General features: G+C 57.0%; 9 protein-coding genes and 2 pseudogenes. All 11 read right to left on the bottom strand.

Translation table 11 applies throughout. The annotated features are described in order from the left end of the window. Positions 1–15 precede the first annotated feature (15 nt). Positions 16–667 (bottom strand): annotated as a pseudogene (locus KGB14_RS06515) (DUF2931 family protein). 21 nt (positions 668–688) lie between these two features. Then, positions 689–1339, bottom strand: a complete 651-nt coding sequence (locus KGB14_RS06510; protein ID WP_223484958.1) for a DUF2931 family protein — start codon at positions 1337–1339, stop codon at positions 689–691. Positions 1340–1360: 21 nt separating this feature from the next. After that, on the bottom strand, positions 1361–2011 hold the full coding sequence (locus tag KGB14_RS06505; RefSeq protein ID WP_223484956.1) for a DUF2931 family protein: 651 nt from the start codon (positions 2009–2011) through the stop codon (positions 1361–1363). After that, positions 2004–3089, bottom strand: a complete 1086-nt coding sequence (locus tag KGB14_RS06500) for a DUF2235 domain-containing protein (protein ID WP_317851015.1) — start codon at positions 3087–3089, stop codon at positions 2004–2006. Before KGB14_RS06500 ends, KGB14_RS06505 begins: the two co-directional genes overlap by 8 nt. 441 nt (positions 3090–3530) lie before the next feature. After that, a pseudogene (tssI, locus tag KGB14_RS06495) lies at positions 3531–4617 on the bottom strand (type VI secretion system tip protein TssI/VgrG); the annotation flags it as partial. Between the two features lie 15 nt (positions 4618–4632). Further along, positions 4633–5574 (bottom strand): PoNe immunity protein domain-containing protein, encoded by a 942-nt coding sequence (locus tag KGB14_RS06490; RefSeq protein ID WP_223484955.1) that lies wholly within the window; start codon positions 5572–5574, stop codon positions 4633–4635. 4 nt (positions 5575–5578) lie between these two features. Beyond that, positions 5579–7147, bottom strand: coding sequence for a hypothetical protein (locus KGB14_RS06485; protein WP_223484952.1), 1569 nt, complete (start codon positions 7145–7147; stop codon positions 5579–5581). Then, a complete protein-coding gene (gene tssI / locus KGB14_RS06480) occupies positions 7144–9435 on the bottom strand; it encodes a type VI secretion system tip protein VgrG (protein ID WP_223484950.1) in 2292 nt (763 codons plus the stop codon). Before tssI (KGB14_RS06480) ends, KGB14_RS06485 begins: the two co-directional genes overlap by 4 nt. Before the next feature lie 251 nt (positions 9436–9686). Next, positions 9687–10631: a carbohydrate kinase family protein gene (locus tag KGB14_RS06475; protein ID WP_223484948.1), complete on the bottom strand. Its 945-nt coding sequence runs from the start codon at positions 10629–10631 to the stop codon at positions 9687–9689. A gap of 13 nt (positions 10632–10644) precedes the next feature. After that, entirely contained in the window at positions 10645–12141 is a 1497-nt protein-coding gene (gene xylB / locus KGB14_RS06470; protein WP_223484929.1) for a xylulokinase, read from the bottom strand. 158 nt (positions 12142–12299) lie between these two features. Next, entirely contained in the window at positions 12300–13772 is a 1473-nt protein-coding gene (locus KGB14_RS06465; RefSeq protein WP_223484927.1) for a mannitol dehydrogenase family protein, read from the bottom strand. Positions 13773–13779: the final 7 nt, after the last annotated feature.

Raw genomic sequence — 13779 nt, 5'->3', positions numbered from 1 at the left:
CAGGAGCATGTCTAGTCACCAAGAGCCATACGGCACACCAAATTTTTTGACATAGGCTTTGGATATGTCGGAGAGCGTGTCGTACTCTCCCCCTGATTTGCCTTCATAGGGCCCGCGCGGATCAACCTCGGCTTGTACCCGTGTGACTTCGATTGGAGGCAGGCAGGGGGCGAGTACCCAGACTTTGGCAATGCCACCAGGAGCAAGGCCCACGACTAATGCTTCACTGTAGTCTGTTATCCATTTGCCATCAAAAAGCGCAAAAAACTTTTTCTTTTTTGCACATGAGCTCCCTGGTCGACTCGGGTATGTCGATAGCCACTTGGTAAGTTTGCGGCTCGACCAGTGATTGCCAGCGGACATAGATCTTTTTCGGCAGATCCGCTCCCGTCACGTATTTACCCTTACCCCAGCCTGGTCTTTCAGGCCAGCCTTTGGGATCTCCAGAGTTGTTGGGAGGTGTTTGTATTGCAGAGTTGCCACTCATGGCACGTCGATAGACCTGTCCTAGGACATCCACCACATCAGCTGTTTCGATCCAGACCTCCATGTAATTGGGGGCCGAAAAACCCAAGCGCCATGCGTCATAGGGCAAAGAGCGACTATCAACGAGCGAGCAGCCACCGAGCAAGAGCGCAACGACGGCGATACGCAGGAAGTTACTCATCTGGAATGTCGGGCACTGCTGCTACCAAGAGCCATACGGCACGCCAAACTTTTCGATATAGGCTTTTGAAATTGCCGAAAGGGGACGGTGATGAGCTCCAGATTCCCCTTCATATGGCCCACCTGGATCAACCTCGGCTTGTACTCGCGTGACTTCGATTGGCGTCAGACAAGGGCCGAGTACCCAGACTTTGGCAATGCCGCCGGGGGCAAGGCCTACAACGATCGCCTTGCGATAGCCCGTCATCCATTTTCCGGTGGCAGCACAGTAAGTTTTTTCACCCTTACGCATGATCTCCCTAGTTGACTCGGGTATATCGATAGCCATCTTGTAGGTTTGCGGCTCGACCAGTGATTGCCAGCGGACATAGATCTTTTTCGGCAGATCCGCTCCCGTCACGTATTTACCCTTACCCCAACCTGGTCTTTCAGGCCAGCCTTTGGGATCTCCAGAGTTGTTGGGAGGTGTTTGTATTGCAGAATTGCCACTCATGGCACGTCGATAGACCTGTCCTTGGACATCCACCACATCAGCTGTTTCGATCCAGACTTCCATGTAATTGGGGGCCGAAAAACCCAAGCGCCACGCGTCATAGGGCAAAGAGCGACTATCAACGAGCGAGCAGCCACCGAGCAAGAGCGCAACGACGGCGATACGCAGGAAGTTACTCATCTGGAATGTCGGGCACTGCTGCTACCAAGAACCATACGGCACGCCAAACTTCTCGACATAGGCTTTTGAAATTGCCGAAAGGGGACGGTGATGACCTCCAGATTCCCCTTCATATGGTCCACGCGGATCAATCTCGGCTTGTACCCGTGTGACTTCGAATGGGGGCAGGCAGGGACCAAGTACCCAGACTTTGGCAATGCCACCAGGGGCAAGTCCCACGACTAACGCTTCGCGGTAGTCCGTTATCCATTTGCCATCAAACGCGCAAAAAACTTTTTCTTTCTTGCGCATGATCTCTCTTGTCGACTCGGGTATGTCGATAGCCACCTGGTAAGTTTGCGGCTCGACCAGTGATTGCCAGCGGACATAGATCTTTTTCGGCAGATCCGCTCCTGTCACGTATTTACCCTTACCCCAACCTGGTCTTTCAGGCCAGCCTTTGGGATCGCCAGAGTTGTTGGAAGGCCTCTGTATAGCAGCGTTACCACTCATGGCTCGTCTATAGACCTGTCCTTGAATATCCACCACATCAGCTGTTTCGATCCAGACTTCCATGTAATTGGGTGCCGAAAAACCCAAACGCCATGCGTCATAAGGCAAAGATTCGCTGTTGGCGAGTGAGCAGGCACTGAGTAATAAAGCGACGATGAAGATACGCAAATACTTACTCATTAGGATGCACCGTGCGCAGAGAGTTGTCGGTGGGGCGATTGATGAAGACCACGTCTAGATCGCTGTTATTCAAATTCTTGGCGGCATTCCAATTGTCGGACAGATGGACATATCGCTGGAAAAGTAACTCTTCCTCTTGCGAGCTCAATCCAATCGTTTTGCTTTTGCCCAAGGCATAGGTCATGAGTTTTTCGTAAATTGGAAGGAGCTCGTCTGGCAGCGCGAGTCTCTTTTCTCCCTCGTCAATCTCGTCAAATGGCACGGCATTTTCTACGGCCAACTCACGCATGATCCGCAAATAAATCAAAGACAGATCACTACGAACCTCGCGCTGGCTGCTTACCGCCGCATATACATGTTTTTTCTGCGTTCGATCGTCCCTGTCCTGACTGGTAAACGGTACTTCCCAGGTTCGTAGCTCCAAAGGAAGGTTGTATTGGGCCATTTGATCTTGAAGCCGTCGCAAGTCTTGTTGGGCAAGCTTGTAGCTATTGGCTTCGGTAAACGGGGTTGTGAGTGCAACGGCACTTCTTCGCGGTTTGCTGACCAGTACGCGCTCCTTGGCTTTCGGTAGATAGCCACCACCCAAGTCGGAATGCACGCCGGGCAAGACAATATCGGCCGCTCCGGCACTGTTCAGGGAAAAGTTGTAGCGCCGCTCATTTCGGGCGACCAAATGGACGACTTTCTTGGCTGCATCTGGAGCCAGGAAGATATTGAGCCCGGGGTTCCTGGCGTTATGACCACTGAAGTCTCCCACCAATGGATTGGCGGTGGCGGCTACAGTGTCAAAGATACCGATAAAATTGATGGAAATGTCGCTGTGCGGTTTCCAGGTGAAGCTATCTGCCAGACCAGAAGTGCCAGCGGGAATGGCTTTGGCCAGAATGCTTTTGTCGCCTTTGAGCACTTCATTGGCAAAGTCCCGTGCGGCTGCGGCTCCACGGCTGAAGCCGAAAATATCGAATTCGATCCGCACAATACGTTTATCCGGGTTGTTCGCCCTAAACGCTCGGAGAGCTTTAACCAGTAGCGCTGGACTTTCTTCAACCCGAGTCCTGACCCCCTGCGTCCCCATGCCTGTACCTTGCGAAAAAACGGAATCTTCCCCAGTGCTGCTAGTACCGATCCCATCCACATAAATTGACAAGCTCGCCATTTCCGCATCGACGGGCAGTGCTTCATCCACTTGGTTTATGTAAAGGTCATACAGCCTGGCCACATTGCTGACGTCATTCCCATAACTGTTATCCGGGGAACTCCCCTTGCCGTCGTATCCGTAAGATGCGCAGTACTTGCGAATCTCTTCCGCCATTTCCTGCAAGTTAACGTCTGGGGCAAAACAGCCATAGACACGTTCGCTGTTACTACGGTTGTTGCCCGTCCCATCGAAGAACACCCCAACCCGCAAGGTGATGTCTTCCACCTCGACTTCTTCTTCCTCTTCTTCAAACTCTTCTTCTACTGCAGGTGGTGTCGAATCAGCGGTGGCGTTGAATTTTCCAACCGGTGGGGCGCTCAACAGTTGCCCCGAAATGGCGGCCGCAGCGGCACCAGGAATAACCGGGGCGAGAATCTGAATACCCGTACCGGCGCCAGGAGCACCCCCGGAATTCACCTTCACCTCAGCCCCACTAATCGTCACCCCACCCGCATCAACCTTCACAAAGCTCCCGCCAGCCTTAGCCGTCAGCTCCATCCCCCCCTCAACCACCACCTTCTCTCCAGCGTGGTAGTGAATCTCTTGCCCGGCCTCGACAAACTGCGCCGTGCCGACCTTCACATGCTGAGTCACGCCGACAGTGAGGTGATCGTCCGCCCGCGCTTCGGTCTTGCGGTCCAGGTGGGTGAGGCGATGCTCTTCCACTTTGAACTCACTAAAGACATTCGCTTCAACGGTGTCATGCCGTTCATTGCCGACGCGAATCTTCTGGTCGTGCTCGATGTTTTCATCCCAGTCGCGCTGGGCGTGCAGGTAGATCTGTTCGGCACCTTTTTTGTCTTCGATGCGAAACTCGTTGTAGCCCTTGCCGCCCGGTGAACTCAGGGTTTTGAAGGTGCTGCGGGTTTTGTTTGCCGGCAGGTCGTAGGGGACGACGTTTTCCTTGTGGTACAGGCAGCCGGTGATCAGCGGTTGGTCGAGGGTCGCCTTCGAGGAAGGTGACGAGCACTTCCATGCCGATTCGCGGGATGGCGATGCCGCCGTAGGCGTTGCCGGCCCAGCCGGTGGCGACGCGCAGCCAGCAGCTGGTGGTGTCGTTGCCCTGGCCGTCGCGGTCCCAGTGGAATTGCACTTTGACCCGGCCGTATTCGTCGCAGTGGATTTCTTCGCCCGCGGGGCTGGTGACGAAGGCGGTCTGGCTGCCCAGCACTTTGGGTTTCGGGTGTTCCAGGGCCGGGCGGTAATGCGCGTCCCACGGCGTGGCGAGGAAGCGGTTGCGGTAGCCCTGGTGGAAGTCATCCTTGTTGTTGGTGACGTCGCTGGTGATGTTCTGGCCGAGTACTTGCGGCTGCTTGCCTTCGTGGACGATTTCCAGCAGTAGCCAGAGGTCGTTCCACTCGGCGCGCGGGTGTTAGCTCAGGGCCATAAAGTGGCCGCTGAGCAAAATTTGTAGATAAGTTCACTCTTCACCGGACCAATACCAAAGCGTATCGCCCCATTTCGAGTCACTGAAACTTGGCATGATTTCGCCTTGTTGGAAGTGGCGTCTTGAGTTGGCTTGAGCTGGGGTAAACCAATAGCCAGTTTTGCTGCAGGGTTCGCCAGCAACAATACGGCCAATCTGGGAGCCTATTGCAGTCTTATAATTTCTAGCGTATTCGACCAATGCTTTCGGATACACCATATGGTCTATTTTGCTGTCATCTATGCCATATAAGAAGGCAACCGCACCAGCTTCAAAGGCCCAGTAGCCCACGTAGATTCCTTCCTCCCCTTGAAGATGAGTGTCGTGCCAAGGAGCTTGCTTGAAGGCTGGATACCATTGCTGGCAATATTTTTTCAGAAGTTTTGGTGGCTCTTCTTTGTCATCGCTGTAAATCGCTTGAATTAGTAACGTATATACGTCGTGATACCATTCGTCTACATCATGCCGATTAGGCATCACCTTGTTCAGTAAGGCTTCATAAAGCGTATCGTCACTTGCGTATCCTGCATCGTCAATGAGCTTGACGAAGCGTGGAAGCAAGTCAGTCCGGTGTAAAAGTATACACAGACTGATCACCTGGACTGCTTCTTCATATTGGTTTGGCCAGTCGTCTATTGCCAGTGGCGATATATTCGGGATGCCCTGATACTCGGCCAAGGTTTTTTGGCGAATTTCGTACTTTTCCACGAGGTCCTCAAGGAGAGGAATAAGGGTCTCTATATTCTCACCCGCAGTGTAAGTGGCAAGTAACTTGTCTAAAGAGAGCGTCTGGAAATATTTAGCGCGCTGAGAGGTTTCCTCTAAAGCAGAGTCAGATTTAAATTTATTTATTTTAAAGAATTCGATTAGCTCGTCATGTTCTCTGAGGAAGTTCTCATAGTGTTTTTGACTAAAGAATTTTTGCCGTATGTTCATAGTGTCATGCCTCAACCTTTAGAGTGTTCAATGCGCCATGCTTTTTGGTCAGGGACTTTTTGCGCTTATTCACAAACGCTTTAACCTCTGCCTCATTGTAATGGAAGGCTTTGTGAGTGTGGTGTTCGCTTTCATTTGCATTGTTTGTTCTGGCCTCAGCATGCTCTTTAGGGCTGGAGCTCGGGTGGTAGAGTGGGGAATAAAACAAATGCCGACTATAAGAAGCTTCTACTTGGGCGGCGAGTATTCGATTACCGACCGCTTTTTGAAGATTACTGAGTATCCATTCCACGCTCATCTGTACGAGTACGTCTTTGGGTTTAGTAGTACTGGATTTTGAGCTTTTGGAAGGCAGTTTTTTTGATCTGCCGGTGTTCTTGGTGCTCGGGCTTTTTTTACTACTGGCATCTTGCTCGTTCTCGATGGGTTCAAGCAGCGTGCTTGGATCGCCCAATCCTGATACACCTAGCTTAGAACCAACACTAGGTTTGCGTGTGTTGTTGGGTTTACGCATGAATTTCGGCGCATCTTCATCGCGGCTTGCCTTAGCCTCAACAATGGCAAATTTCTCGCCTCCATTGTTGGAAGGGTTGGCTCGCCAAACGGCATCTATCCCCGTTCCATTAGCGCCATCAGACAGTTTGTAGAGAACGTGTTTTGCCTTGGGGCTTCCACCTGCGGAGAGTTTCCCCGTCTTACTCGCACTTGGCACTCCCTCAAGCCACTTCCCATCCGCCCCCTTATCATGCCCATCCCAATCCTTCCCCCAACCAAACTCCACCGCGCAGATGTAGTCGGCAATATGCTCCCCACTAACCCCCAGCCCTTCATTCAAAATACTGGCTGGCGCCTGAAGGCCTACTTTGGAGGCTTCAACCTGGTTGGAATGGGTGCCGCTCGCACCCTCGGTTCCCTTTGCCGCAACAGCCGAGTCTTTGTTTGCAGGTTTTTCCGCTTTTTTTGGGTGGCTTGACCCAGAGGAGGCCGCCGAGCTATTGCGCTGCATCCCTTTCCATTTAACCAGCCGTTTCTCAACAATCCCCACCATGGCCGGCATATTGTCGCGAGAGGTGGCGAGTACGGTGACGACCGCCGTTTTCGCCCAGTTTGGAAGGCCCTGGAAAGTGGACGAGCCTTTTACGCCGGTGATGATCTCGTCGAGTTCAGCGCGCAGTTTGCCTGCATCGAATACCTGCTTGAGCAGTTCTTCGGGGCTGGTTTTGATCCCGCACTCTTGCAGTACGAAGCGAAGCAAGTCAAACAACACCGGGGCATAGCGTTGCGGGTCTTTGTTGACGATGCGCAGGCTCTTCTTCAGCCCATCGCCCGGGCCTGGAACCCAGCCGATGACGGCCATCAGCAGGTCAAACTGAGCTTCTTCCTTACCGTCTGTCGACTCTGCGTTGTAGAGGACGATAGAGGATTCGATGGTGTCGTAGGCGTCGATGGCCTGGCCAAGAAATGGCACTGCGCCGAGCGCGATGCCTTTTGCCAGTTCTACCGCGGCCTCCTGGTAGGCGGCGCTACGGTCTTCGCCACCTTCATTTGCGCTCTCAACTGCTTCGTCACTCATGACAGCCTCCCTGCGGCTTTCTCCACCAATGCTTGTAAATCAACCTGGTCCGGGTCCAGGCCGAGCTTGCGTAAATCTGCGTTAACCTTTTCGTCAGAGTTCTGCACGACCGTGACGTTTTCACGGCTGTATGGCCTTGGATCCTCGCCGTAATACACCTTGGCCGGTCCTTTCGGGACATCCTCCAACCGGGCAAAGCCGTCATCGTCCAGCACTCCCTCGCGCGTCGAGCCATCAGCAAAGTCAACGCGGTAGGCCGCGCCCGGGACGGGCTCAAGGTTGTCGTAGTGCAGGTTCAATTCCAGCCAGGTCGGATTGGCCTTGGCTTCGTTCATCAGGCGACCGGCGATGTCGGCAGCGGCGAGGCCTGGAATAAGCGGGGCGAGGATGCCAATCCCAGTGCCGGAACCCGGCCCACCCCCAGAATTCACCTTCACCTCAGCCCCACTAATCGTCACCCCACCCGCATCAACCTTCACAAAGCTCCCGCCAGCCTTAGCCGTGAGCTCCATGCCACCCTCAACCACCACCTTCTCCCCAGCGTGGTAGTGAATCTCTTGCCCTGCCTCGACAAACTGCGCCGTCCCCACCTTCACATGCTGAGTCACGCCGACAGTGAGGTGATCATCCGCCCGCGCTTCGGTCTTGCGATCCAGATGCGTGAGGCGGTGCTCTTCGACCTTGAATTCGCTGAACACGTTAGCCTCGACCGTGTCATGCCGTTCATTGCCGACGCGAATCTTCTGGTCGTGCTCGATGTTTTCATCCCAGTCGCGCTGGGCGTGCAGGTAGATCTGTTCCGCGCCTTTTTTGTCTTCGATGCGAAACTCGTTGTAGCCCTTGCCGCCCGGTGAGCTCAGGGTTTTGAAGGTGCTGCGGGTTTTGTTCGCCGGCAGGTCGTAGGGGACGACGTTTTCCTTGTGGTACAGGCAGCCGGTGATCAGCGGTTGGTCGGGGTCGCCTTCGAGGAAGGTGACGAGCACTTCCATGCCGATGCGCGGGATGGCGATGCCGCCGTAGGCATTGCCGGCCCAGCCGGTGGCGACGCGCAGCCAGCAACTGGTTTTGTCATCGGACTGACCGTCGCGGTCCCAGAAAAACTGCACCTTGACCCGGCCGTATTCGTCGCAGTGGATTTCTTCGCCCGCGGGGCCGGTGACGATGGCGGTCTGGCTGCCCAGCACTTTGGGTTTCGGGTGTTCCAGGGCGGGGCGGTAATGCGCGTCCCACGGCGTGGCGAGGAAGCGGTTGCGGTAGCCCTGGTGGAAGTCATCCTTGTTGTTGGTGACGTCGCTGGTGACGTTCTCGCCGAGCACTTGCGGCTGCTTGCCTTCGTGGACGATTTCCAGCAGCAGCCAGAGGTCATTCCACTCGGCGCGCGGGTGTTCGCTCAGGGCCATGAAATGGCCGCTGACCAGGGTCGGTTCGTCGCCTTTGCCTTCGGCGAGTTGGTAGTCGCTGCGATGGCGTTCGAGGGCGCGGGTCGCCAGTTGCTTGCCGCGCGCGCGGTCGGTGAAGCGACCGGGGTAGTCGTAGTCTTCGAGGTCCGGGGCGAATTCGCTTTTGGCTGCGCTTTCCGGCAGCAAGCGTGGTTTTTCGAAGTCGTAGTCGCGGCGGCTGACGCGAGTGGTGCGGGTTTCCAGGCGCAGGTTGAAGCGCTTGATCACCGGTTTTTCGGCGGCCATGCCGGAGTCTTGCTGGTAGCTCACCGGCGCGAGTTTGCGGAACACCGTCTGGTCATCGCCGAAGACGAGTTTGTGGCCGCTGCTCGAGTGTTGGAAATGGAAGTGAATACCTTCCTCTTCGCACAGGCGCTGGATGAAGTGCAGGTCGGATTCGTCGTACTGCACGCAGTACACGCGCTCGGGGTAGATCGCGCCGAGCTGGAAGCTGTAGGCGTCAGCCAGAATGCCCCGGGCTTCGAGTACCTGGGCGATGATTTTCGGCACGCTTAACTGCTGGAAAATTTGCTGGTCGTGGTTGTGTCGCAGGTAGGCGAGTTGCGGCACCAGGCTGATGCTGTAGCGGGTCAGGCTTTTGCCGGAATCGCCTTGCTCGATGCGATACACCAGGCCATGGATTGTGCCCTGGCCGGTGGCGCCGAAGGTCAGGCAACCGGGCTTGTGCAGCAACTCTTCGAGTTTCAGGTCGGGGCGAGCGCTGACCAGTTCGATGTCGAAACAGAACGGCTGGTTGAGGGCTTCGCGGCCGACGAAGCTGAGGACCTGCAGGTCGACGGAAACGCCTTCGAGCGTGAGGGAAATATGGGTTGCGTTTGCGTCCAGCATGCCTTGAATTCCGTCCTTTGAAAAAGCTGGGGCGGATGGTGCAGGATTAAAGTGCCATGTTCAAGGCTCAAATGCCGTAGATGCAGAGGGTCAGCAGTATAGGGAAAACCCCTAGTTACAGGGTTTTAGCCAATGAATACGGGATTTTGACCGTTAGATCGCCTTCGCGGGCAAGCCTCGCTCCTACAGGATTTGCGCAGCCCCATTGGGAACTGTAGGAGCGAGGCTTGCCCGCGAAGAGGCCCTCACATTCAGCGCAACTCTAACTGCTGTCGATACGGCAAATCCGGCCCGGTCTTGCTGCAGGTCAACGCCGCCGCGCTCACTGCGAACCTGAGCATCCCATCGATCTGCTCACGGCTCAGCCGCTGCACACCCTCAACCGAATCCAGCTGCTGCTCGGTCAGCCAGGTAATCAACGCCGCCTGGAAGGTATCCCCGGCCCCCACGGTGTCGGCGATTTTCACTGAACAAGCCGGCACCGACCACGAACCGTGCGCACGACTGAACACCGTCGCGCCTTCGCCACCTCGGGTCAGGAACACCAACTGACAGCGATGCTGCAGCCAGCCTTCGATGACGCGTTGAGGGTCCTGCTCGGGATACAACAGGCTCAAGTCTTCGTCGCTGACCTTGATCAGGTCGGCCAGCTCAATCAGCGTGGCAATCCGCGAGCGCCACAACTCGATGTTCGGCTCGGGATTCAGGCGCACGTTCGGGTCGAGGCTGATCAGGCGTTTGCCGCTTTCCCGTTGCACCAGCGCCAGCAAGGTATCGGCAATCGGTTGCACCACCAGCGAGAACGAGCCGACGTGCAAACCTCGCACTTCTGGCCCCAGCTCTGGCAGATGCGCCAGGCTCAACTGGCGATCAGCGCAGCCTTCGCCACGAAAGCTGTAATGGGGTGAACCATTGGCACCGACCGCGACCATCGCCAACGTGGTCGGCGCGGCAAAGTCCACGAGGTAGTCCGGGCACACACCTTCATCCTGCAGCACCTGCTGCAAACGTCGACCGAGGTAATCGGTCGACAGCCCGGCAAACAGCGCGGCGTCCACACCGAGTCGGCGCAAACCGACGGCGACGTTGAACGGCGAGCCGCCGGCAATGGCCTTGAAATTCACTTTGGATGCCAGACCGCTGGCATCGTCCTCGCTGAAGAAATCGAACAGCGCTTCGCCACACACCAGATACATAATTGCTCGCTCTTTAAAGGGTTGCGACATGCTGTTGATAGCGTTCATAGGCCTGCTGACAGGCCACCACATTTACTGCAATCGGTAAGGTTTCACTGGCCAGATCGAGCTTCACACAGCGATCACACAAATCCGCCAGGCTGTCTTCGTGTCCGTTTGCCCAGGACTTGCACCACGCTGCCTGAATCGCTGCGCCGAGGGCCGCGGCCTCGCTGTGTTCGGTACAAATCACTGGCGTATTCATGATGTCGGCGACGATCTGTCGCCACACCGGGCTCTTCGAACCGCCGCCGATCAGGCAGATGCTGCGGCTTTGTAAGCCATTGTGGCGCAGCAGGTCCAGCCCGTAACGCAAGCCGAAGGTGGTGCCTTCCACCACGGCGCGGCACAAGTTGGCCCGGGTCAGGTTGGTCATGGTCAGGCCCAGCAGGCTGCCGTGGGCATGGGGCAGGGCGGGAACGCGCTCGCCATTGAGGAACGGCAACATGCACACGCCTTCGGCACCGATCGGCGCTTGTGCGACCAAGGCATTGAACGACTCGATATCCAGTTCGAACAACTCGCGAATGGCGCCGGTTGCGTTGGTCAGGTTCATCGTGCAGATCAATGGCAGCCAGCCGCCGCTGGAGGAGCAAAACGTCGCGACCGAGGCATCCGGGCTGACGTTCGCTCGTTCGGCATAGGCGTAAACCGTTCCCGAGGAGCCGAGGCTCATGGTGATCGCGCCGGGCTTGATGTTGCCAGTGCCGATGGCGCCCATCATGTTGTCGCCGCCTCCGCTGGAGACCAGTGCCTGGGGGTTGATGCCGAGGTGTTCGGCGATACTCGGCAAGATTGTGCCGACCGGCTGATGGGCATCGATCAGCTCCGGGAGTGCGGCTTGCAGGCGCCCGGTGGGGTCGATGTCGCGCAGCAGTTGCAAGTCCCACTGGCGGGTGCGCACGTTGAAATAGCCGGTGCCCGAGGCATCGCCATACTCGGCGCAACTGCGGCCGGTGAGCCAGTAGTTGAGGTAGTCATGGGGCAGCAGGATGCGGGCGATCCGGGCGAACACCTGCGGGTGCTGTTCTTTGGTCCAGAGCAGTTTGGACACGGTGTAGCCTGGCGCGATGACTACGCCGAGGCGTTCTAGCGATCCTTTTTCGCCCCCCAGATGGGCGAGCAAGCGGTCGTTCTCCGGCGTGGATTCAGTGTCACACCAGAGCTTGGCCGGGCGCAGCACCTGGCCGTGCTCGTCGAGTAGCACCAGGCCATGTTGCTGCCCGGAAACACCGATGCCGAGGATGGCCTGACCGTCTACATTCGCTGCGAGCAATGCGCGGCGGGTGGCGAGGGTAAAGGCCTCCAGCCATTGGGCGGTGTCTTGCTCACGACGACCATTGGCGCCGCTGATCAGGCTATGGGCGGCGGCGCCCTGACCGAGGACCTGGCCGCTGCGCGCGTCGAGGACGACGGCTTTGGTGCCTTGGGTGCCGCAGTCGATGCCGAGGAATAGTTGTTGGTTTGCCATGGAAGATCCTTGGATCGTCAGGTCGATATCAGTGAGCCCAATCGCGAGCAGGCTCGCTCCCACAGGAGATGTTTAGAGGACACAGGATTTGTGTTCGACAACGATCTAATGTGGGAGCGAGCCTGCTCGCGATGACGGCGGTCAATTGACCGCCATTCTTACGCCAACACCCGCTCCAGCGTCCGCGTCACCCCAACCTCCCGCAAGCTGTTACAGCACCACTCGAACGCCGCCACGAACTCCGGAGAACGCGGGATCGCCGTCCCGAAAATCTCTTCAACCTCCAGCAACCGCTGAGTGATCAACGCATCATCGGCCACCAACGCCTGACAGAACGCCGCCCGCGGATCGGGAACGGCATAGGTCTGGCCATTCTCATCCACGCCTTTGAGGTACAGCGCCCACGCCGCCACCACCAGCGCCGCACGCTTGGTCTCCTGGCCATCGGCAATCAAGCGGTTGATGGTCGGCACGGTGAACTTAGGAAACTTCGAGGAGCCATCCGAACACACCCGCTCCAGCTGATCGGCAATCGCCTGGTTGGAGAAGCGCGCCACCAGGGTGTTTTTGTACTCGGTCAGGTCGATCCCCGGCACCGGCGCCAGTTGCGGCGTCACGTCCAGGTCCATGTAGGCGCGCATGTAGCGCACGAACAGTGGGTCGTTCATGGTTTCGTGAACGAAGCGGTAACCCTTCAAAAAGCCCAGATAGGTCAGGGCCAGATGGCTGCCGTTGAGCAGTTTGATCTTCATCTCTTCGTAAGGCGTGACGTCGTCGGTGAACTGCACACCGACCTTTTCCCAGGCCGGGCGGCCGTTGACGAATTTGTCTTCCAGTACCCACTGCACAAACGGTTCGCAGACCACAGGCCAGGCATCGTCGACGGCATGTTTGTCGGCCAGTTGCAGACGATGTTCGGTGCTGGTCATTGGCGTGATGCGGTCGACCATGGCGTTAGGGAAACTGACATGGCGCTCGATCCAGTCCCGTAGATCGGCGTTGCGCAGGGCGGTGAATGCCAGCAGGGCTTTACGGGTCACGGCGCCGTTGTGCGGCAGGTTATCGCAGGACATCAGCGTGAATGCAGGCGTACCGGCTGCACGACGTTTGGCCAGGGCGGCGCAGAGGAAACCGAATACAGTCTTCGGCGCGTTCGGGTGAGCGAGGTCGTGCTGGATCTGCGGCAGCTGCGCCATAAACTCGCCGTTGCTGTCATCGATGCAGTAGCCACCCTCGGTGATGGTCAGCGAGACGATGCGGATTTCGGGGCTGGCGAGTTTTTCGATCAGCGCCTCGGCGCTGTCTTCGGCCAGCAGCATGTCGCGGATGGCACCGATCACCCGGACTTCGGCATCATCGCTGTCGCCCAGTTCGAACAGGGTGAACAGGTAGTCCTGTTCCTTCAGATCGTCCCGGGCGCGGCGGTCTTCGGCGCGCAGGCCGACCCCGCAAATGGCCCAGTCCAGTGCTTCACCGGTATTCATCAACGCGTCGGTGTAGTACGCCTGATGCGCACGGTGGAAACCGCCGACGCCAATATGGGCGATGCCTTGGCGGGTATCGCTCAGGCTGTAGGCGGGCAGGGCCACCTCGGGGGCGAGGCGGTTAAGGTTCTGTTTATTCAGTTTCATCGCGTGC

This window comes from Pseudomonas sp. A-RE-19 (genome assembly GCF_019956555.1).
GTDB lineage: Bacteria > Pseudomonadota > Gammaproteobacteria > Pseudomonadales > Pseudomonadaceae > Aquipseudomonas.
The sequence above is the reverse complement of the archived record's forward strand: the minus strand, read 5'-3'. Positions and strand labels throughout refer to the sequence as shown.